The sequence below is a fragment of the Streptomyces sp. NPDC056600 genome (assembly GCF_042792855.1).
Lineage (GTDB): Bacteria > Actinomycetota > Actinomycetes > Streptomycetales > Streptomycetaceae > Streptomyces.
This window is the reverse complement of sequence record NZ_JBHTVQ010000001.1, coordinates 218,059-238,518: the sequence shown is the minus strand read 5'-3', so window position 1 is coordinate 238,518 and position 20,460 is coordinate 218,059. Positions and strand designations below refer to the sequence as shown.

The 20,460-nt window shown below is 74.8% G+C and carries 17 protein-coding genes and 1 pseudogene; 9 read left to right on the top strand and 9 right to left on the bottom strand.

All coding sequences use genetic code 11. From position 1 onward, the window contains the following. Positions 1-22: 22 nt before the first annotated feature. The 3 genes from ACFRAV_RS01140 to allB form a co-directional block, all read right to left on the bottom strand. The gene (locus ACFRAV_RS01140) at positions 23-1,204 is read right to left on the bottom strand and encodes a cytochrome P450 (protein ID WP_382550214.1); all 1,182 of its coding nucleotides are present in this window, start codon (positions 1,202-1,204) and stop codon (positions 23-25) included. Positions 1,205-1,304: 100 nt separating this feature from the next. Beyond that, positions 1,305-2,420 carry an allantoicase gene (alc, locus tag ACFRAV_RS01135; protein WP_382550212.1) on the bottom strand — a complete coding sequence of 372 codons (1,116 nt, stop codon included), beginning with the start codon at positions 2,418-2,420 and terminating at the stop codon, positions 1,305-1,307. Further along, on the bottom strand, positions 2,417-3,826 hold the full coding sequence (gene allB, locus ACFRAV_RS01130; RefSeq protein WP_382550210.1) for an allantoinase AllB: 1,410 nt from the start codon (positions 3,824-3,826) through the stop codon (positions 2,417-2,419). Before allB ends, alc begins: the two co-directional genes overlap by 4 nt. Before the next feature lie 172 nt (positions 3,827-3,998). Between allB and ACFRAV_RS01125 the strand changes: the two genes are divergently transcribed. Beyond that, the gene (locus ACFRAV_RS01125; protein ID WP_382550208.1) at positions 3,999-4,778 is read left to right on the top strand and encodes an IclR family transcriptional regulator; all 780 of its coding nucleotides are present in this window, start codon (positions 3,999-4,001) and stop codon (positions 4,776-4,778) included. Positions 4,779-5,376: 598 nt separating this feature from the next. On the opposite strand, the gene ACFRAV_RS01120 is transcribed toward ACFRAV_RS01125, so the two are convergent. Beyond that, complete coding sequence (locus ACFRAV_RS01120; RefSeq protein WP_382550206.1) at positions 5,377-5,640, bottom strand: DUF5955 family protein; 264 nt, start codon at positions 5,638-5,640, stop codon at positions 5,377-5,379. A 345-nt stretch (positions 5,641-5,985) separates the two neighbouring features. Here ACFRAV_RS01120 and ACFRAV_RS01115 point away from each other — a divergent pair, with 345 nt between their 5' ends. Together ACFRAV_RS01115 and aceB are read left to right on the top strand one after the other, a co-directional pair. Further along, complete coding sequence (locus ACFRAV_RS01115) at positions 5,986-6,630, top strand: NTP transferase domain-containing protein (RefSeq protein ID WP_382550204.1); 645 nt, start codon at positions 5,986-5,988, stop codon at positions 6,628-6,630. A gap of 101 nt (positions 6,631-6,731) precedes the next feature. Continuing rightward, positions 6,732-8,354, top strand: a complete 1,623-nt coding sequence (aceB, locus tag ACFRAV_RS01110) for a malate synthase A (RefSeq protein ID WP_382550202.1) — start codon at positions 6,732-6,734, stop codon at positions 8,352-8,354. 69 nt (positions 8,355-8,423) lie between these two features. Here the strand turns inward: aceB and ACFRAV_RS01105 are convergent, their stop codons facing one another. From ACFRAV_RS01105 to ACFRAV_RS01090, 4 genes are all read right to left on the bottom strand, one after another. Then, positions 8,424-9,347, bottom strand: coding sequence for a HipA family kinase (locus ACFRAV_RS01105; RefSeq protein WP_382550200.1), 924 nt, complete (start codon positions 9,345-9,347; stop codon positions 8,424-8,426). A 133-nt stretch (positions 9,348-9,480) separates the two neighbouring features. Next, positions 9,481-9,813 (bottom strand): DUF3140 domain-containing protein, encoded by a 333-nt coding sequence (locus ACFRAV_RS01100; RefSeq protein ID WP_382550198.1) that lies wholly within the window; start codon positions 9,811-9,813, stop codon positions 9,481-9,483. A gap of 5 nt (positions 9,814-9,818) precedes the next feature. Further along, a complete protein-coding gene (locus tag ACFRAV_RS01095) occupies positions 9,819-10,046 on the bottom strand; it encodes a DUF2945 domain-containing protein (protein WP_351111546.1) in 228 nt (75 codons plus the stop codon). Positions 10,047-10,158: 112 nt separating this feature from the next. After that, on the bottom strand, positions 10,159-11,727 hold the full coding sequence (locus ACFRAV_RS01090) for an IucA/IucC family protein (protein ID WP_382550196.1): 1,569 nt from the start codon (positions 11,725-11,727) through the stop codon (positions 10,159-10,161). A gap of 238 nt (positions 11,728-11,965) precedes the next feature. On the opposite strand from ACFRAV_RS01090, the gene ACFRAV_RS01085 reads away from it, so the two are divergent. The 5 genes and pseudogenes from ACFRAV_RS01085 to ACFRAV_RS01065 form a co-directional block, all read left to right on the top strand. Continuing rightward, positions 11,966-12,577, top strand: coding sequence for a DUF1349 domain-containing protein (locus ACFRAV_RS01085; protein ID WP_382550194.1), 612 nt, complete (start codon positions 11,966-11,968; stop codon positions 12,575-12,577). A gap of 182 nt (positions 12,578-12,759) precedes the next feature. Further along, positions 12,760-14,322, top strand: coding sequence for an IucA/IucC family protein (locus ACFRAV_RS01080; protein ID WP_382550192.1), 1,563 nt, complete (start codon positions 12,760-12,762; stop codon positions 14,320-14,322). Between the two features lie 87 nt (positions 14,323-14,409). Then, positions 14,410-15,675, top strand: a complete 1,266-nt coding sequence (locus ACFRAV_RS01075; protein ID WP_382550190.1) for a VWA domain-containing protein — start codon at positions 14,410-14,412, stop codon at positions 15,673-15,675. Continuing rightward, positions 15,675-16,499 carry a hypothetical protein gene (locus ACFRAV_RS01070; protein WP_382550188.1) on the top strand — a complete coding sequence of 275 codons (825 nt, stop codon included), beginning with the start codon at positions 15,675-15,677 and terminating at the stop codon, positions 16,497-16,499. The genes ACFRAV_RS01075 and ACFRAV_RS01070 overlap by 1 nt, the downstream gene beginning before the upstream one ends. An 87-nt stretch (positions 16,500-16,586) precedes the next feature. Beyond that, a pseudogene (locus ACFRAV_RS01065) lies at positions 16,587-18,447 on the top strand (BTAD domain-containing putative transcriptional regulator); the annotation flags it as partial. Positions 18,448-18,489: 42 nt separating this feature from the next. Here ACFRAV_RS01065 and ACFRAV_RS01060 read toward each other — a convergent pair. Then, positions 18,490-19,074, bottom strand: a complete 585-nt coding sequence (locus ACFRAV_RS01060) for a winged helix-turn-helix transcriptional regulator (RefSeq protein ID WP_382550186.1) — start codon at positions 19,072-19,074, stop codon at positions 18,490-18,492. 84 nt (positions 19,075-19,158) lie between these two features. On the opposite strand from ACFRAV_RS01060, the gene ACFRAV_RS01055 reads away from it, so the two are divergent. Next, entirely contained in the window at positions 19,159-20,367 is a 1,209-nt protein-coding gene (locus ACFRAV_RS01055) for a pyridoxal phosphate-dependent aminotransferase (protein WP_382550184.1), read from the top strand. Positions 20,368-20,460: the final 93 nt, after the last annotated feature.

The following is a 20,460-nucleotide window of genomic DNA, read 5'->3' as shown; positions in this document are numbered from 1 at the left end:
CACCGGCGCTCGGGCCCGCCCGTCACCACTTCAGCGGCAGGGCACGCAGACCTCGGACGAGCATGCCGGGCAGCCACTCGCCGGGCGGGCCGTCCAGGGCGAGGCCGGGGGCGCGCCGCAGCAGGGAGCCGATGGCGATCCGGGCCTCGAGCCGGGCCAGCGGCGCGCCCAGGCAGAAGTGGATGCCGTGGCCGAAGGCAAGGTGCCCGGTGCTCACCCGGCGTATGTCGAAGCGGTTCGGGTCCAGGTGGCGGCCGGGGTCCCGGTTGGCGGCGGCGAGGCCGATCATCACCTGGTCGCCCCGGGCGACGGGCACGCCGGCCAGCTCCAGCGGCTCGGCGGCGAAGCGGAAGGTGGCCGTCTCGACCGGTCCGTCGTAGCGCAGGGTCTCCTCGACGGCTCCCTCGAGCAGCCCCATGTCCGCGCGCAGCAGCTCGAGCTGATCGGGGTGGGTGAGCAGGGCGTGGACCCCGCCGGTGATCAGGTTGACCGTGGTCTCGTGTCCGGCGAGCAGCAGGACGAAGGCCATGCCGATGAGCTCCCGGTCACAGAGGCGGTCCCCGTCGTCGCCGGCCACGTCGATGAGTTCGCTCAGCAGGTCGTCGCCGGGCCCGGCGGTCCGCTTGTCCTCGATCAGTCGCGTGAGATAGGCGCCGAAGGACTCCGCGGCCTTCTGCCGGTCGGCCTCCGTGGCCGGCGCGACCGCGTCGTTGGACATGGTGCGGAAGGCGGCGCGGTCGCCCTCCGGGACGCCCAGGAGCTCGCAGATCACCGCCATGGGCAGCGGGTAGGCGAGCGACTCGACGAGGTCGGCGCGGCCCGCGGGCAGCATCCGGTCGAGCAACTCGTCGGTGATCTCCTGGACGCGCGGGCGCAGCGCCTCGACCCGGCGCGGCGTGAACGCCTTGGAGACCAGGGTGCGCAGCCTGGTGTGCTGGGGCGGGTCGGAGGCCAGCATGTGCTTGCCCACCGGGTCGCCGTCGAACCTGCTGGAGCCGAGCTTCTCCGGGTCCTTGGACAGCCGCGGGTCGGCGAGCGCGGCGCGCGCCTCCTCGTGGCCCACGACCAGCCAGGTCTCGTACTCGTCGGGCGCCGGCAGCAGCACCCGGTGCACCGGCCCCTTGCGCCGTAACTCGGCGTACACCGGGTGCGGGTCGGCGCGGAAGCTCTCGCCGTACTGCCGAAGGTCCACCACGTCCGTCATCGGATCCCCCTGTGCGTCGCTCGGGGGCGCCCCGTGCCCCCCGGCCCGTAGAACGGGTGGGAGGCATGGCGAGTTCCGGGAGCGGTGTGGCGCGCGGGCGTCAGCGGCCCGGTCCGCGCAGCCGGGTGGTGAGGGTCCGGGCTCCGTCCCGGGTCAGGGCGCCGTGGAGGCGGAGACGGGAGATTCCGCCGTCGGGGTGGACGTCGAGGCGCGCGTGGGTGCCGGTGGCCGGACCCGGCAGGAGGAAGCGGTGGTTGGTGTCGGGCTGGAGCCGGGTGCGGGGGACGATCTCGGTCCAGGGGCCGCCCTCGCCGTCGCGCAGCGAGACGGACGCCCAGCCGGCGCTGTTGCCCTTGAGGCAGGCGGTGTCGATCTCCACGGCCCGTACCGACGCCTGGGCCGCGAGCCGATAGGTGATCCAGTCGTGGCCGCGGTCGCGCCGCCGCCGGGTCTCCCAGCCCTCGTCCATCCGGGACGACCGGCCGGGCAGGATCGTGTGGAAGGCCGGGGAGTAGAAGCGGTCGGAGACGTCCTCGACGACGCCGCCGTTGACGAGCGCGACGACGTCGAAGACGCCCAGCGCCGTCAGCCACCCGGGGTCGGGGACGACCTCGCCGTGGACCCGCAGCCGCGCGATCCCGCCGTCGGGGTACTGGCGCACCCGTAGGTGGGTGAACCGCTGCTCGACGGACACCTCGAAGCCGTTGGCCGCGTGGCCGCCGACGGGGGTGCGCGGCACCAGCGGGGTCCATGGCACACCGTCGGCGAGCAGTTCCCCGGGCGACGGTGTGCCCGGCAGGGCGGCGCCCTCGAGGGAGATCTCCTGCGGGTGGTTGCCGCGGAAGTGGGCGGTGTCCACCACGACGCCGCGGACCACGCCGGGGGCTCCGAGACGCACCAGCGCCCAGTCGTGGTCCTCGGCAGTGGGCCAGGGGTGTTCGGCACAGGCGCCGCGGCGCCGGCGGGTCTCCCAGCCGTCCATCACCTTGCCCTTGTGGCCGAAGACGTCCGGCTCGAAGACGGCGGGCCCGGGCAGCAGCAGGTTCTCCCGGGGGGCGAAGAACTCGTCGTTGGCGGCGATCACGGCCGCCCCGAGCCGGCGGTCCGCCAGGTCGGGCAGGCCGGAGAAGGGGAAGGGGGCCGTGCGGTGGTCGGCGTAGGGGTCGCCGCCCCGGTAGGGCTCGGCGGGGCCGGTGAAACGGGGGATCGCCGTCACGTGAGGGGGTCCTGCCTTTCGGGCGTGCGGTCGGCGGTGCGGCGGGCGGCCGGCCGGCGGTCCAGCAGGCGGCCCGAGGGTTCGGTGAACGCGCCGTCCCGGTGGATCCTCCGTCCGCGCAGCCAGGTGGAGCGGACGACACCCCGCAGGGTGCGGCCGGCGTAGGCGGTGACCGGGTTGCGGTGCTGGAGGCCGGCCGGGTCGACGGTGAAGGAGGCGTCCGGGTCGAAGGCCACGAGGTCGGCGTCGCGGCCCGCGGCGAGGGCTCCCTTGTGGTCCAGCCCGGCGAGGGCGGCGGTGCGTTCGGACATCCAGCGCACCACGTCGTCCAGTCCGTGCCCGCGGCGGCGGGCCTCGGTCCAGACGGCGGACAGGCTGAGCTGCAGCGAGGAGATGCCGCCCCAGGCCGTGGCGAAGTCCGGGGTCTTGAGGTCGGCGGTGGACGGGGAGTGGTCGGTGACCACGCAGTCGACGGTTCCGTCGGCGAGGCCCTGCCACAGCAGGTCCTGGTTGGCCGCCTCGCGGATCGGGGGGCAGCACTTGAACTCGGCGGCCCCGTCGGGGACCTCCTCCGCGGTGAGCGTCAGGTAGTGCGGGCAGGTCTCTGCGGTGACCCGGGTGCCGGCGGCCCGGGCGGCCGCGACCAGGGGCAGGGCGCCGGAGGAGGACAGGTGCAGGATGTGCACCCGGGCGCCGGACTCGCGTGCCAGGGCGAGGACCTGGGCGACGGCGCTGTCCTCCGACCCGCGGGGCCGGGAGGCCAGGAAGTCCGCGTACCGGGGACCGCCGCAGGGCGGAGCCTCGGCGAGGCGGTGGGGATCCTCGGCGTGCACGACGAGCAGGCCGTCGAAGGCGGCGATCTCGTCCATGGCGCGGGCCAGCCGCCCGAGGTCCAGCTCGGGGAACTCCTCGACGCCGGAGGGTGAGAGGAAGGCCTTGAAGCCGTACACGCCCGCCTCGTGGAGCGGACGGAGTCCGCCCGCGTTGGCGGGTACGGCGCCGCCCCAGAAACCGACGTCGACGTGGACGCGGCCCCGTGCGGCCTCCCGCTTGATCTCGAGGTGGCGCGGGGTGGTGGTCGGCGGGAGGGAGTTGAGCGGCATGTCGATCAGCGTCGTGACGCCGCCGGCCGCGGCGGCGCGGGTGGCGGTCCAGAAGCCCTCCCAGTGCTCCCGGCCGGGGTCGTTCACATGGACGTGGGTGTCCACCAGGCCCGGGAGGACGGCGAGGTCGCCGAGGTCCTCGAGGCGGGCGCCGGCCGGGACGGGGGCGTCGTGACCCGCCACCTCCGTGATCACCCCGTCGGAGACGGAGACCCTGACGGAGGCGGGGCGGATCCCCTCGGGGGTGACCACGCGGGTGGAGCGCACCACCAGTTCCGTCCCGGGCGTTCCTGCTTCGGGCACGAGGACGGCCCCCTCTCCCGCTCCGCGCGCCGGACCGGGTGAACCGGCGCGCTTCAACGATTTGTTGAAGGATTCCTCCGCGCCCCCGCCCCGTCAAGAGCCACCTGCCGACGCCGCGCCGCAGCGGGGTGCGGCTACGCTTCCCCCGTTCCGGACCCCGGCCGAAAGGACCATGCCCGTGCCGACGCCCAGCTCACCGAGCGGATCGGTCCAGTCCCTCGAGCGCGCCTTCGACCTGCTGGAGCGGATGGCGGACGCGGGCGGCGAGGTCGGCCTGAGCGAACTGGCGACGGACAGCGGTCTGCCCCTGCCGACCATCCACCGCCTGATGCGGACCCTGGTGACCTGCGGTTACGTGCGTCAGCAGCCGAGCCGCCGGTACGCGCTCGGGCCGCGGCTGATCCGGCTGGGCGAATCCGCCTCGCGACTGCTGGGCTCGTGGGCGCGGCCGTCCCTGGCCCGGCTGGTCGAGGAGACCGGGGAGACGGCCAACATGGCGCTGCTGGACGGCGACGAGGTGGTGTACGTGGCCCAGGCGCCGTCCCGGCACTCGATGCGGATGTTCACCGAGGTGGGCCGTCGGGTGCTGCCGCACTCCACCGGCGTGGGCAAGGCGCTGCTGGCCGACTCCTCGCCCCAGGAGGTGCGGGCGCTGCTCGCCCGCACCGGGATGCCGGCGGCGACGGACCGGACCATCACCACGCCCGACGCCTTCCTCGCGGCGCTGGAGGAGGTCCGGCGGGCCGGGTACGCGGTGGACGACAACGAGCAGGAGATCGGCGTCCGTTGCCTCGCGGTGGCGGTGCCCGGCTCGCCCACCCGGACGGCGCTGTCGGTGTCCGGACCGGCGGGACGTCTCACCGACGAGGCGACGGAACGGATCGTGCCGGTGCTGCGGGCGGTCGCGACCGAACTGGGCGAGACCCTGCGGGGAGCCGCGCCCACACCGTGATCCCCGCCGCCAGGGTCCGCCGTGGCGATCGTCCCGGCGGCCCGGCCGGCGGGCGGACAGCGCGTCAGGCGGACGTCGGAGGGCGACGCCCCGGTCCGCCTGGGCCGCCCTCGCCACCCGGCAGGCGGCCGCACCGGCGAGGCGCCGGCCCACCCGACGGACCGACCGACACCAACCGGCCGGCAGCGGGTGGACATCGGGCGGGCGGCAGCAGGCGGGCCCGCGTCGCAGGCGCGTCCGAGACGCGACGGCCCGGCGCGGCGACACCGCCCGGGGCGGCAGCAGCCCTACCGGGCAGGCGCCGAAAAGGAGTTCAGGCAGCGGTCCCCGTACGGGCAAACCGCTCGGTGGCGGACCCGGCGGACCAGCCGTGGAAGCGGAGTACCCGTCGAGGCGGGCGAACCTGACGCGCTGGCGACCCGGCCCAGGGCCCTGCCGACCGCTTCCGGCCGCCCCGCCGCACGCACCCCCTGCGATCGGACAGCCCGCCCCGGGACGCCTCGTCTGTGGTCGTCCGCCCCGGCTCGGCGGCGCCGGGCACCAGCGCCACCCCGCGGCCCTACAGCCCCGCCACCCCGCGGCGCCCGTGGACGAGCCGTCAGACCGTCGCAGCCGGGGAGTCGAACCGCTCCACCGCGTGGCGGACGTCGCGCATGCCGCCGGCCAGGGCGGAGACGGAGCCGACCGCGCTCGCGATCAGCAGCAGCGACCGCCGCAGCCGGGCCGGATCGGGCGAGCCCTCGGCCGCGAGCGCGGCGAGGCCCGCGATCTCCTCCTCGGCGACCGCCCGGTCGGTGAACTCCACCTGATAGGACGCCAGCTCCCGCCGTAGCCGCGCCACGGCGGCCTTCAGACCCGCCACCCGCGGGTCCTCCCCCCGGCCGTCGGCCGGCGGACGTTCCAAACTCCGCAACACCGCACTCCCCCTCACGTCGTCGGCCGGGCACCGTGTTTCGCACGTCGACTCCCCTGGGAACCAGGGCCACGAGCCGCCGCGCAGATCATGCGCTCGCTCATGCGCGACCCCTCCCGCGCACGGCACTGGTCAGGCGCCGAGGAACGCGGGGCAGCCAGTAAACGCCACCCCACCGCGCTCGCGCCACTCCAAGGCGACAAATTCCACCCATAGGGTTCACTCCCGGCAACGAAGCTGCCGGTCGTCCACAGGCCCGCGACGTCGTTCGCCCAGGTCAGGTATGCAATACCCATGACAGACGTTCATCAGGCCCCGGAGGCCGCCGAGAAGGTCGTCGGACTGCTGCTCGCCGCGGGCGGAGGCCGGCGGCTCGGAGGCCGCCCCAAGGCCCTGCTGGAGGACCGCGGCGCCCTCCTCGTGGAGCGTGCGGCCCAGGCCCTGCGCGCCGGCGGCTGCGCCCGCGTCCACGTGGTGCTCGGCGCGGCAGCCGAGGAGGTTCGGGCGCGGGCCCGCCTGCCCGACTGCGTCCTGGTCGACAGCCCCGACTGGCGGCAGGGCATGGGGGCGTCGCTGCGCGCCGGACTGGCCTCGCTGGAGGGGACCGGCGCCGAGGCCGCGCTGGTTCTCCTGGTGGACCAGCCCGGCATCGGCGCACCGGCCGTGCGGCGGGTGCTGGAGGCGGCTCTCGCCGAGGGCGCGCGGGCCCTTCCAGGGGCGCTGGTGTCGGCGGCGTACGCCGGGGCACGCGGCCATCCGGTGCTGTTCGGCGCCGCGCACTGGCCGGGGATCGCCGCGGATGCGGTGGGCGACCGGGGGGCACGTGCCTACCTGAAGGAGCGCGAGGCGGAGGTCGTGCGGGTGGAGTGCGGGGATCTGGCCGATCCGTACGACATCGACACCGAGGCGGATCTGGCCCGGCTGCGGCCTGGGCGTTGACCCCGCCTTTCCGCCATGAGGAAACTGTTGTCCACTGTCCAGAAGTACTGACGTGCAGATGTGCAGAATGCCCAGAAGTGCCGTGCCGAAGGAGTCCGCTGATGTCCGCTACCGCGCCGTCCCCGGCCGTCGTCGTCGACGCCGAGCCGCTGCCCAGGCAGGAGGAGGTCCTGACCGGTGAGGCGCTCGCCTTCCTGGCCGAGCTGCACCGCCGCTTCGCCCCGCGCCGCGGCGAGCTGCTCGAGCGCCGCGCCCGGCGCCGCGAGGAGATCGCCCGCACCGCCTCCCTCGACTTCCTGCCCGAGACGGCGGCGATCCGCGAGGACGACACCTGGCGCGTGGCCCCGTGTCCCGACGCGCTGCAGGACCGCCGGGTGGAGATCACCGGCCCCACCGACCGCAAGATGACCATCAACGCGCTCAACTCCGGCGCGCGGATCTGGCTCGCCGACTTCGAGGACGCCCTCTCCCCCACCTGGGAGAACGTGGTGCTCGGCCAGGCCAACCTGACCGACGCCTACACGCGGAGCATCGACTTCGCCGATCCCGCCTCCGGCAAGTCGTACGCGCTGCGCCCGGACGAGGAACTGGCGACGGTGGTGATGCGGCCGCGCGGCTGGCACCTGGAGGAGCGCCACCTCGAGGTCGACGGCGAGAAGGTGCCGGGCGCGCTGGTCGACTTCGGCCTGTACTTCTTCCACAACGCCCGTCGTCTGCTGGAGATGGGCAAGGGCCCGTACTTCTACCTGCCGAAGCTGGAGTCCCACCTGGAGGCCCGGCTCTGGAACGACGTCTTCGTGTACGCGCAGGACGCCCTGGGCGTCCCGCAGGGCTCGGTGCGGGCGACGGTGCTGATCGAGACGATCACGGCCGCCTACGAGATGGACGAGATCCTCTACGAGCTGCGCGACCACGCCTCCGGGCTGAACGCCGGCCGCTGGGACTACCTGTTCTCCATCGTGAAGAACTTCCGTGACTGCGGCCCGAAGTTCGTCCTGCCGGACCGCAACTCGATCACCATGACGGCCCCGTTCATGCGCGCCTACACCGAACTGCTGGTCCGCACCTGCCACCGGCGGGGCGCCCACGCGATCGGCGGCATGGCGGCGTTCATCCCCTCGCGGCGTGACGAGGAGGTCAACAAGGTCGCTCTGGAGAAGGTGCGGGCCGACAAGGACCGGGAGGCCGGCGACGGCTTCGACGGCTCGTGGGTGGCGCACCCGGACCTGGTGCCGCTGTGCAGGGCGTCCTTCGACGCGGTGCTGGGCGAGCGCCCGCACCAGAAGGACCGGCTGCGTGAGGAGGTCGAGGTGCGGGCGGCCGACCTGCTCGCGGTCGACTCGCTGGAGGCGCGGCCGACCTCCGCCGGCCTGGTCAACGCGGTCCAGGTGGGCATGCGGTACATCGAGGCGTGGCTGCGTGGTCTGGGCGCGGTGGCCATCTTCAACCTGATGGAGGACGCGGCCACCGCGGAGATCTCCCGTTCGCAGATCTGGCAGTGGATCAACGCGGGCGTGGAGTTCGAGAACGGTGAGAAGGCCACCCCGGAGCTGGCGCGCCGGGTCGCCGCCGAGGAGCTGGAGAACCTCCGTGCCGAGCTGGGCGAGGAGGCGTTCGCGGCGGGCCGCTGGCAGGAGGCGCACGACCTGCTGCTGAAGGTGGCGCTCGACGAGCAGTACGAGGAGTTCCTCACGCTGCCCGCGTACGGACACCTGGCCGGCTGACCGCGCGCCCTCCCGGCCCCGCACCCCGATCACGGCCGGCCCGCGGCCCCGGGGCGTCCCGGGGCGGGGTCAGCTCGCGTCGTCCAGGTGGGCGGACCAGTCCTGGGCCGCGGCCGGCTTCCCGTGGAGGTCGGGGACGCGCTGGAGCCACCCGGGGCGTCCGCGCCGGCTCTTCTCCCGCCGGGCGTGCTCCTCCGCGGCGAGCTGGTCGCCGCTGGGGAAGTCGACCGGCAGCCAGGCGGCCGAGGAGGCCGCCCGCGCGGTGAGCCAGGCGACGTAGGCCTCGCGAAGCGCGTCCGGTCCGGGGAAGCCGGGCTCGGCCTCCAGCCACTCGTCGGGCACCTCGGCCGCCACCTCGCGTAGCAGCACCTCGGTGACCAGGGGCGCCAGCGCGGCGTCGGCGGCGCGGGTGTCCGGGGCGTAGCGGCCCAGCGCGTGGTGGCGGAAGTCGTAGGCCTTGTCGGGTGCGGTGTCGTCCCACCGGTGGTGGAACACCAGGGCGGCGCCGTGGTCGATGAGCCAGAGGCGGGCCGGGGCGGTGCCGCGGGTGGGCCAGACCATCAGGTTGGAGCTGTGCACGGTGCGGTCGACGTTGGCGGTGAGGGCGTCCAGCCAGACGACCCGGCCGGCTTCCAGGGGGTCGACGGTGAAGGTCTCGGCCAGCTCCGGGGTGAGGTCGGCGCCGCCGGAGAGGAGGTCCATGCCCAGGTTGAGGCCCGCGCTGGCGTCCAGCAGGCCGCGGACCTCGGCGTGCGGCTCGTCGGCGCCGAGGGCGGGGTCGAACCGGACCCGCACCAGTTCGGGCACCCGCAGCCCGAGCCGGCGCCCCAGCTCCCCGACGATCACCTCGGCGACCAGCGCCTTGCGGCCCTGCGCGGAGCCGGTGAACTTCACGACGTAGGTGCCCAGGTCGTCCGCCTCGACGACCCCGGGAACCGATCCACCGGTCCGCAGCGGTTCGACGTAACGGGTGGCGGTGACCTCTCTCAGCATGTGTCCCAGGCCCTACCGGTCGTCCCTCGCCGTCACGGCCGGCTCCGAGGCGGTGGGCTCCCGCCCAGTGTGCCTGCCTCGCCTGCCGCCTCCGGCACGAAGGAAGCATGGTAACCGGGCGAGGACCCGGCGGTCACGCCAGCGGGTCGTGGCCCCAGTTCATGAGCGAGTGCCGCCAGCGGGTGTCCCGCACGTCGCCCGAGGGGCGCTGGGCGAGGTGCCGTCGGACGTAGCCGACCACCTTGCGCATGTGCCCGTAGTCGTCGTCGGAGAGGTCGCCCTTCTTGGCGCGCAGGATCTCGACGATCCTGCGGCCGGAGGCGTGGCCCGTGGACTCGCCCCCGTCCTTGTGCCGGCCCGCCTCCTGCGACTCCTCGGAGGCGAGCCACTTCTCCAGGTCGGAGGGGCTCATGTTCACCAGTTCGCGGAACTCGCCCCAGGTCTCCTCGCGCTCGCCGTCGTCCACCGGCGTCACTTCTTCTTCAGCGAGGACGGCTTGTGCACCGCCGACCGGCCGGACTTCTCGCTGCGGACCTTGTACTGCGGGTCGTCCGACGAGGCGTCCACGGTGCGTCCCGCCGCCTCGGTCCGTTCGGTGATCTTCTTCTCCACCTTGCCCTCGGTCTCGCTGCCGTGGCTGCTCCAGGCGACCTTGTCGCCCTTCTTCAGCTTCTTGCCGCCGCCGTCGCTCTTGGCCATCGGGCACTCCCTCGCCGGTGCGCCGCGCACCGCGCGCGACGTCTCCTCCCAGGGTGAGGGCTCGGGACCCGCTCCGCAGGTCCGGTTCTCCCGCCCGGGCCCGTCCGGTCGGTCACGCCGTCGCCGTCAGCGGATTCGGCAGCGGGAGGTAGCGGGCGTCCGCCCCGTCCGCGCCGGTCCACCGCAGCAGCAGGTTCGTCTTGCCGGGCAGCGTGGGCTGGGTGAGCAGCCGCCGGGCCTCCGGGAAGTCGTGCCGGGCGACCTCGCGCCGGACCGCGGGCCACGGGTCGACCTCCGGGTGCCGCTCGCGCAGAGCTTCGGCCACTTCGCCCAGATGGTTGACGAGCAGGCAGTAGACCAGCCGCTCCCAGCCCGCGGCCCTCTCCTCCGCGCCTCCGGCCACGCCGTCCGCTCCCTCCACGTCCTCCGCTCCCTCCGCGGGCACCGTCTTGACCCCCTCCGCGTCGCGGAAGAGGGCACGCACGGGCCGCCCGTCGGGGCCGACGGCGATCAGGCAGTTCTGCAGGTGGGCCTCCAGGACCACTCCGTGCCGGTGGAAGAGGTGGAACGCGGGCGGGACCACCGCCCGCAGGTACGCCGTCCACCAGGGCAGCGGGTCGTCGCCGGCCCGGTCCAGGGGACTGCCGTCGAAGCCCTCGGCGAGAGCGGCGGTCAGCAGCGCGGTGGAGCCGGGCGGGAGGTGGGCGGTGAGGCCGTCACGGACCAGCACGGCCAGCTCCTCGAAGGCGAAGGACGCCGTCCGGTAGCCGCGGTCGCTCAGCCAGGCCGCACCCGCCGCCTCCTCGGCCGGCAGGGCGGCCAGCGCGGTGGTGACGGCGGAGTCCGTGCGGCGCAGGCGCAGCAGGTCGTGCCGCCACAGGCGCCGGACGTCGTTGGTGATCCGCACGTCGAGGCTGAACTTCAGGAAGAGGTCCGCACCCGACAGGTACAGGGTGCGCACGGCGGCGGTGGGCCAGGCGGACTCGGCGGTGACGCCCAGGCGCAGCAGTCGCCCGTCGGCGAAGGCCCGGCGGATCTCGGGGTGGCCGGACACCAGGTCCAGCTGCCAGGGGTGGGCGGGGAGCAGCCGGTAACCGGGCGGGGCCTCACCCAGGGCGTCCAGGGCCCGGACGTCCCCCTCCTCGACGACGGCGTCCTCCCGGACGGCGAGCAGGGTCAGCGGGAAGCGGGCATGGGCCTCGGGCGCGTAGGGGAGCCAGGCGGCCGCCGGGCCGGCGCCGCGGGCCTTGGGCGCGGGGTGGAAGGGGTGGCCGGTCAGCAGCGACTGCTCGGAGCGGAGGTAGAGGTCCGCGGGCGGCTCGGCCGCGGCGCGGGCGGCGAGCAGGGCGGCGACAGCGTTGCGACTGTCGAGCATCTCGCCGGGCAGCTCGTCGTTGGTGAGGCCGGTGTGCAGACGGAGCTCCTCGGCGACGAGTTCGACCAGTTCCGTGTGGTCCAGCCGCCGCCATCCCGCCTCTGCCCGCACCTCCGGTCCGGTGGGGCGCCTGGTCCCGCGCACTCCGAGCAGCCGGCCGCTGCCCGCCAGCCGGTGCACGCGCCGGCCGGTGGCCTCCTCGCCCGCGACGGCCTCCGGCCGGGCGGCCTCCCGCAGCAGGCAGTTGAGGAGCGGCGTGCAGGCGTAGGCGTCGGCGCTCGCGCCGAGGTCCGCGATGGGAGGCATGTGCGCTGATGGTCCGTTCGTCCGGCGGCGCGGTCGCGGTCAGTATCTCCGGCATCGACACGGCGGCGAAGACCGCGCCGGAGGGAGGGGCGTGGGACGGCCATCCGCGGGAGACGGCCTGGACAAGTGCCGCTCCGCTGTGAAGGATCTTGTCGCGGCACGCAGAACCGCACCCGGGGCGGGGGGCCACGGCCGTCCACGCCGGCTCGCTCGCCCCACCGGCGTAAGGACACCCCCCGTGGACCACCGGCAGGAAGTCGACCTGAACGACGCCACCGACACCACCTGGCTCAATCCGCCCCTGGCCACCGTGGTCGAGGGCACGGACCTGCTCGTCACGGCGCGGGAGCGGTCCGACTTCTGGCGCACCACCAGCTACGGCTTCGTCCGCGACGACGGCCACGCGCTGCTCACCGCGTTCCCCGGCGGGTCCGCGGTGGAGGTCACCTTCCTGGCCCGCTTCGACGCGCTGTACGACCAGGCGGGCCTCATGGTCCGCGTGGACGCGAGCACCTGGATCAAGGCCGGGGTGGAGATGAACGACGGGGTCCCGCATCTGGGCGCCGTCGTCACCCACGGCCGCTCCGACTGGTCCCTGGCTCCCGTCCCCGACTGGCACGACCGTCCGGTCACGGTGCGGGCCAGTCGCGCGGGCGACGCGGTGACCATCCGCGCGCGGGTCGCTGAGGAGCCCTGGCGCATGGTCCGCCTCGCGCCGCTGGCGCCGGACGCGGTGGCCGGCGCGGGACCCTTCTGCTGCTCGCCCCAACGGGCCGGACTCCAGGTACGGTTCACCGGCTTCACGCGGGGCCCGGCGGACGCCGGCCTCCACGAGGACCCGGACGCCTGACCGGCGCCACGGAGGCACGAACGGCGCGAAGGCGTGGCGCGCCACCGGGCGCGGCACGGTGCGAAGGCGCGGCACGGTGCGAAGGCGCGGAGCGGCCGGGGCACGGAGCGCCACGAGGCAGGAACCCGCGCGCCGCACCGACCGAATGTCCCGGCCCACAGCGACACGGAGGAGACGGCGACGTGCGGTGTTCGGCCCGCGAAGGGCACGCAGGGCGCGAGGAGCACGAGAGGGCGCGGCAGCTGGCGGAGGTCCGCCCCGATCTGGTGGAGCCGTTCCACGCGGCCCTGCCCGGGGCGCGGGCCGCCGTGCTGACCCGGCTGTGGCGGGCCCTGGCCTTCGAGCCGCTGCCGTGGGTCGCGGGACGCGGGCGCACGTCCGCCGGTCTGATCGTGCGGCTGACAGACGGCCGCGCACTCCACGGGCCGCCCGCCGACCCGTTCGTGGTGGTCGGAAGGGTGACGCGGCTGTGTCTGGCGGGCCAGGAGTACCAGGATCCGGCCGCGCTGGTGGAGGCCCTGGGTGTCCCGCACGGCACCGCGTTCGCCGCCGAACTCGAGCACAGCGTGGCCTCGTTGGCCCTGTCCCGCGCCGACGCGGCTCCGGCCCCCGGGGCTTCGGCGGCCTCATGGGAGTGGGAGCAGCGGGTGGTGGACGGCCACCCGTACCACCCGGGCTGCCGTGCCCGGCCCGGTTTCACGGTGGCCGACGAACTGGCCTACGCGCCCGAGCACCGGCCGGTGGTGCGGCTGTCGCTGCGCCCGGTGGAGCGGGAACGCTGCCTGGTGGCCGGTGACTGGCCCGCCGAGTGGCGCGACGGCGGCCGGCTGCTGCTGCCCGTGCACCCGTGGCAGGCACGGCACGTCCTGCGCCCGCCCGCGGACGGCGAGGGGACCGGCCCCGGCGACGCCACCGGGGGCGAGGGCGGATTCACCGCGCACCCCCTGATGGCCCTGCGCACCCTCGCGGTGCCCGGCGGGCCGCAGGTGAAGACCGCGCTGTCCGCCCGGCTGACCTCCTCCGTGCGGGACATCTCCCCCGGGTCGATCGCCTCCTCTGCGGTGGTCTCCGCCTTCGCCGAGTCCCTGACGCCCCGTCTGGACGGCCTGTTGCACGTCACCCGCACCCTGGGCGCCGCCTGCGACGGCACGCCGGACCTCGCGGCGGTGGTCCGCGAGGCTCCGGAGGCGTACGCGGGCGCCGGCGAGCGGGTCGTGCCCGTCGCCGCGCTCACCGCGCTCGCCGCGGCGGGGGCGATCGCCGCGTCCTCCTGGCTCGCCGATCTCACGGCGCTGTCCCTGGGCGTCGGCCTGCGCCTGCTGGAGATGGGGGTGGCCCTGGAGGCGCACGGGCAGAACCTGCTGGCGGTGCTGGCTCCGGACGGCAGACCGGTGCGCCTGGTCTACCGGGACCTGGCGGACATCCGGGTGAGTCCACGGCGGCTGGCCCGTCACGGCGTGCGGCTGCCGGACGGCTTCCCGCCGCGGATCGTCACCGACGACGTGACGACGCTGCGCCGCAAGCTCTTCGGGTCGCTGGTCGCGGGTGCGCTCGGCGCCGGGGCAGGCTCGTCCGAGGTCCTGGCCTCCGTGCTGCGGGAGGCCGCTCCCGGCCTGCCGGCCACCCCGGACCGCGAGGCGCTGCTGCGTGACCCGCTGCCCACCAAGGCGCTGACGCTGATGCGCCTCTCGCCGGACGCTCCGGGCGACCGGTGGACGTTGCTTCCGCCTGCGCTCGGCGGGTGACCGGGTTCGATCCGTCAATCCACCTTCCAGGTACGGGAGATCGACCCCGCCGCCACCGCACGACCCGTCATTCAATACGATCCGGCGATGATCAGAAGAAAACGGTTGGCGGCAGGCACACTCGCCCTGCTCGCCGCCCTGGCGGCAGGACCGGCGTTCCCCGCGTCGGCCGCGGCCGACGAGACGGACGGACGGCCCGCGCCACAGGTCGAGTTGGTGCTCGACGTCAGCGGCTCCATGCGCGAGCGGGACGTGGACGGCGGCAGCCGGATGGCGGCGGCCAAGCAGGCCTTCAACGAGGTCCTGGACGCGACCCCCGAGGAGGTGCAGCTCGGCATCCGGACGCTCGGCGCGAACTACCCGGGCGACGACCGCAAGGAGGGCTGCAAGGACACCGAACAGCTCTACGCGGTCGGCCCGTTGGACCGGGTGGAGGCCAAGACGGCGGTCGCCACGCTGGCGCCCACCGGCTGGACTCCGATCGGCCCCGCGCTGCAGGCGGCGGCCCGCGACTTCCAGGAGGGCGAGGGCACCCGCCGGATCGTCCTGATCACCGACGGCGAGGACACCTGCGCCCCGCTGGACCCGTGCGAGGTCGCCCGCGAGATCGCGGCCCGGGGCATCGGTCTGACCATCGACACCCTCGGCCTGGTCCCCGACGCCAAGACCCGCGACCAGCTGCTCTGCATCGCCGAGGCCACCGGCGGCACCTACACCTCCGTGCAGCACAAGGAGGAACTGGCGGACCGCGTGGGCCAGTTGGTCGAGCGTGCCGCGGACCCGACGGTCACCCCGGTGGCCGTCGAGGGCACCGGCGCCTGCGAGGGCGCGCCGGCGCTGAAGTCCGGCCTGTACACCGACCGCGCGGACTTCGGGAAGGCCCGCTGGTACCGGGTGGACCTGGAGCCGGGGCAGGAACTGCGCGCCGCGGTGAGCGTCGCGGCCGACCGAGAGGTGACCCCCGGGTACGGGGTCCTGCTGCGGGCGGTCACCGTCCACGGGCGGGAGATGGTGCGCGGCGAGGCGTCCGGACACGGACGCACCGACCTGGTCTCCACGGGCCTGAGGATGCCGAAGGCGGAGAGCGACGAGGACGAGGCGCCCGCCGAGGCGGTCTGCCTCGAGGTGACCCACTCCTTCTCCCCCGCGGCCGGCGTCAAGACGACGCCGGGTCTGCCGGTGGAGCTCACGGTGGACGTGGTGGACGGGCCGTCCGACGCCGACGACGTGGCCGCCTTCGGGCTGGGCCGCGGCTGGTGGCTGCTCGGCGCGCTGGTCCTCACCGGATTCCTGGCCGGCCTCGTCTGGGGCTGGGTCTCGCGCTGGCGGGTCGCCGTCTGGAGGACGAACTGATGCGAGTGCGACGTGCGTTGACCGCAGCACTGCTCCTGGCCGGGCTGGCCGCCGCACCCGCGGCCGCCGACGCCTCCCCCTCCCCCGGCGAGGACGGGACGAGCGCGGGGCCGACCGAGGCGGGCACCTCGTTCCGCAGCGCGACGGAGATCGATCCGGGAGTGAAGGCCACCGCCCAGGGCTCCACCGGTGACTACCTGTACTGGTCGTTCCCCGTGGACGCCACCCAGCGGGCCACCGTCCGCGCCTCCGTGCGGCTGCCCGAGGAGCACGCCGGGGAGACCTGGCAGATCGACGTCTACGACGGCCTGCGGCGGCGGCAGGCCTGCCGCTACGGGGCGCAGGCCCGTGCGGTCCCGGCGGGCACCACCTCGGTGGAGCTGGCGTGCGCGCTGCGCACCGTGCGCGGCTGGGCCGAGCCGTGGGCGAACGACCCGCTCCCGGGGACGTACTACGTGCGTCTGTCGGCCGTCGGCCTGCCCGTCTCGGACGTGGGCCGGGCCATATCGGCCGAGGTGGAGGTCGAGGTGGCGGACGCCGGCGGATCGGCGGCCGTGGACGGTTCGCTGGCGGAGCCGCTGATCCCGGGCGTCTCCCTGCGCACGGACGCCGAGGCCGGGGACGACGCGGAGGGCACGGACGAGGAGGGCGGCCTCCTCGACGACGCCGCGCCGGTCCTGGCCGGCACGGACCTGGAGGACGGCTGGTCCTCCGGGTGGTGGACGGACCGCTGGCTCTGGACCGCCGCGGGCGGCATCCTCGCCGCCCTCGCCGGAGTGTGGGGCTACACCCTCACCCGCGGCCGGGGCCGCCCCGGGGCGTGAACTCCGCCGCCCGCACCGGGCGGCACCTCTCCCGGCCCGTTGCCGGAGTCCCGCGACCGCAGGATCCCGGCAACGGGCCTCGGCGACGGACCCCGGCAACGGGCCTCGCCCCGGTCCCGGGCCGCGGGCCTGGTCACCACCGACACCCTTGTCGACGACCTGTGGACCGATCCGCCTGCCCGCGCCCTGGGCGCTTTGCGTACGTTCGTCGCCGCGCTGCGCCGCGCCCTCGAACCCGACCGGCCGCCCCGCGATCCGCCGCGCGTCATCGTCACCGAAGGTCCCGGCTACGCGCTGCGCCTGCCGCGCGAGGACGTGGACGTCCATCGGTTCCAGGACACGCTGGCCCAGGCCCGCCGCGACCCCGACGCGGTGACCGACCTCGGCGCGGTCCTCGCGGCATGGCGCGGCCCCGCCTACGCCGACGTGGCCGGTTCCGCATGGGCGCGGCACGAGCGGACCCGGCTGGAGGAACTGAGGTTGGAGGGGCTGGAACTGCGCGCCCGCATCCTCCTCGACTCCGGGGAGGGGGCCGATCTCGTCGCCGACCTGGGTGCCCATGTCGCCGAACACCCGTGGCGCGAGCCGGCCTGGGAGCTGCTGGCCCGCGCGCTACCGCGCGGGCCGCCGGGCCGACGCGCTGTCCGCTCTCCGCCGCGCCCGCGCGATGCTCGTCGGCCAACTCGGACTCGACCCCGGTGCCGACCTCCAGCGCCTGGAGACGGACATCCTCAACGGGTCGGCTCCCCACGAAGGCGTGCGTACGGAGTGGACCGGCCGTGGTGTCCGGCTCGGCCCACGCACCACCGTGGAGCTGGCCCGCACGCTCGCCCTGGCGGGCGGCGACGCCCTCGTCCACTCCCGGCGCGACCGTCTCGCCGCCATCCACGCGGCCGAACGCACGGGAGACCTCTCCCTGACCGCCCGGATCATCGGCGCCTACGACGTGCCCGCCCTCTGGAGCCGGGCCGACGACCCCGAGCAGTCCCGAGCGGTCGTGGCGGCTGCCGAGCGCACGCTCACCGGGCTCGGCCAGGACGGCCCCGCCGATCTGCGCGCCCCCCTCCTGGCCACGGTCGCCGTCGAGAGCCGCAGCGCCGATCTGTCCGGAACCGAGCTGAAGCGCGCGCAGCAGACGGCACGGCAGGCGGAGGAGCTGGCACGCGAGCTGGCCGATCCCGCCCTGCTGGTCTTCGCCCTCAACGGAGTGTTCCTGCAGTCCTTCGCCCGCCCCGGGCTCGCGGCGGCACGGGACAGGACCGGCGCCGAGATCCTCGGCCTGGCCACCCGGCACGAGCTGCCGAACTTCGCCGTACTCGGCCGGCTCGTCCGCCTGCAGTCCGCCTCGGCCCTCGGGGACCTCGCCTCCGCGACCCTGCACGCCGACGCGGCCGACCAGCTCGCCGCCACCACCGAAGCGCCCCTCGTCCCCGTCCTCACCGGGTGGTTCCGGGCCCGGGCCACGGCCGCCCGCAGCACCGAACCGGGCGGACCCACCGCCGCCACGGCCGCAGCGCACTACCGCGCTGCCGAGGACGCCCTCCGCGGGGCGGGAATGCCGGGGCTGCACCGCGGCCTGTTCCCGCTCGCCCTCCTGGGACTGCGTCTGTTGCACGACCGGCCGGCTCCCACCGACCCGCACCTCGACTGGGGCCCGTACACGCCCTGGACGCGCCCCCTCGTGCTGCTCGCCCGGGCCCGGGTCGACGAGGCCCGTACCGCCCTCGCCGCGGTGCCCGAACCACCGTGTGACCACATGCAGGAGGCCATGTGGTGCCTGACCGCCCGCGCCGCCGTACGCCTCGGCGAGCACGGAATCGCGGCACACTGCGCGGCTGCCCTGCGTGACGCCCGTGCGGAACACGCCGGCGCCGCCGGCGGCATGCTGACCCTGGGCCCGGTGGCGCGGCACCTGGCAGAGGCGAAGGCAGGCGCCCAAGCGGGGTGAGCAACCGCCCTCCGGCTCCCACCCCGCCGCGACAGCCGCGCCTCAGACCCGCACCAGCAGCGCCGCCGCGTCCAGCTCGCCCCGCGCCAGCGCAAGGCACGTCCGTGCGTCCAGGTCCAGGCGCAGGTCCGGCTCCCTGGGCGCCGCTCCGATGCCGTAGACCGGGCCCTCGGCCGAGCCCGCGTGGAGGTGGAACTCCCCCTCCTCCAGGGACACCTGCACCACTCCCCGCACGCCCGCGGCCTCCAGCGCCCGCAGCAGCGGCAGGGCGAACCAGTGGGCGCGCACCGCGTCCGTGGGCCCGCGGTCCCCGAGCTCGCCCTCGCCCCACTGTCCGAGCGCGTGCAGCACACCCGTCAACTGTCTTCCACGGGAGGTCAGTTCGTAGACGGAGGCGTTTCCGGGCGGCGCCAGCCGACGTCGGGCGATGAGCCCGTCGCGCTCCATGTCGCGCAGCCGGGTCGCCAGCATGTCGGTGCTCACGCCCGGCAGGTCGGCGTGCAGGTCGGTGTAACGGCGCGGTCCGGCGAGCAGCTCCCGGACGATCAGCAGGGTCCACCGGTCCCCCACGAGGTCGAGCGCCCGCGCGGCGGAACAGTACTGGTCGTAGCTGCGGCGAGGTGACATGACCGGCAGTCTAGACAACAGGTTGGACTTTCCAAGTGCCCGCTTGGTAAAACCAAGCAACACCACGAACCCGAGGGGCACACGATGGAGTTCCGCCAGTCGAGCAAACTCAGCGAGGTCTGTTACGAGATCCGCGGCCCGGTGATCGAGCACGCCAACGCGCTGGAGGAGGCCGGGCACAGTGTCCTGCGCCTCAACACCGGCAACCCGGCGCTCTTCGGGTTCGAGGCTCCGGAGGAGATCCTCCAGGACATGATCCGGATGCTGCCCCAGGCGCACGGCTACACCGACTCGCGCGGCATCCTCTCCGCGCGCCGCGCCGTGGCCCAGCGCTACCAGGCGCGCGGCGTCGAGGTGGGCGTGGACGACGTGTTCCTCGGCAACGGCGTCTCCGAGCTGGTCTCCATGGCGGTGCAGGCCCTTGTGGAGAACGGCGACGAGATCCTCATCCCCGCCCCGGACTTCCCGTTGTGGACCGCCGTCACCACGCTGGCCGGCGGCAAGGCGGTGCACTACCTCTGCGACGAGGGGTCCGACTGGTACCCGGACCTGGCCGACATGGCGTCGAAGATCACCGACCGCACCAGGGCGGTCGTGATCATCAACCCCAACAACCCGACCGGCGCGGTGTACCCGAAGGAGATCCTGGAGGGCATCCTCGACCTCGCCCGCCGGCACGGGCTGATGGTGTTCGCCGACGAGATCTACGACGAGATCCTCTACGACGACGCCGTGCACCATCCGGCCGCCGCCCTCGCGCCCGACCTGGTGGTGCTCACCTTCTGCGGCCTCTCCAAGACCTACCGGGTCGCCGGTTTCCGCAGCGGCTGGCTGGTGGTGTCCGGTCCGCGCGAGCACGCCAAGGACTACCTCGAGGGCCTCACCATGCTGGCCTCCATGCGGCTGTGCGCCAACGCCCCGGCCCAGTACGCCATCCAGGCGGCGCTCGGCGGCCGGCAGTCGATCCGAGAACTCACCGCGCCCGGCGGCCGGTTGCACGAGCAGCGCGACAGGGCGTGGGAGAAGCTGAACGAGATCCCGGGCGTCTCCTGCGTGAAGCCGAAGGGCGCCCTCTACGCGTTCCCCCGCATCGACCCCGCGGCGCACCCGATCGTCGACGACGAGCGGTTCGTGCTCGACCTGCTGCTGCGGGAGAAGATCCAGGTGGTGCAGGGCACCGGCTTCAACTGGCCCGGCACGGACCACTTCCGCATCCTCACGCTGCCGCACGCCGACGTCCTGGACACCGCCATCAGCCGCATCGGCCGCTTCCTGTCGGGCTACCGCCAGTGACCTCGCGCGCCCATGGACGCGCGCGCACGGACGGGGGCGACGGAGGCGCCGGCGCCGCGCCCGGTCGTGCCGGCCCGCCGATATCGCCGTGCG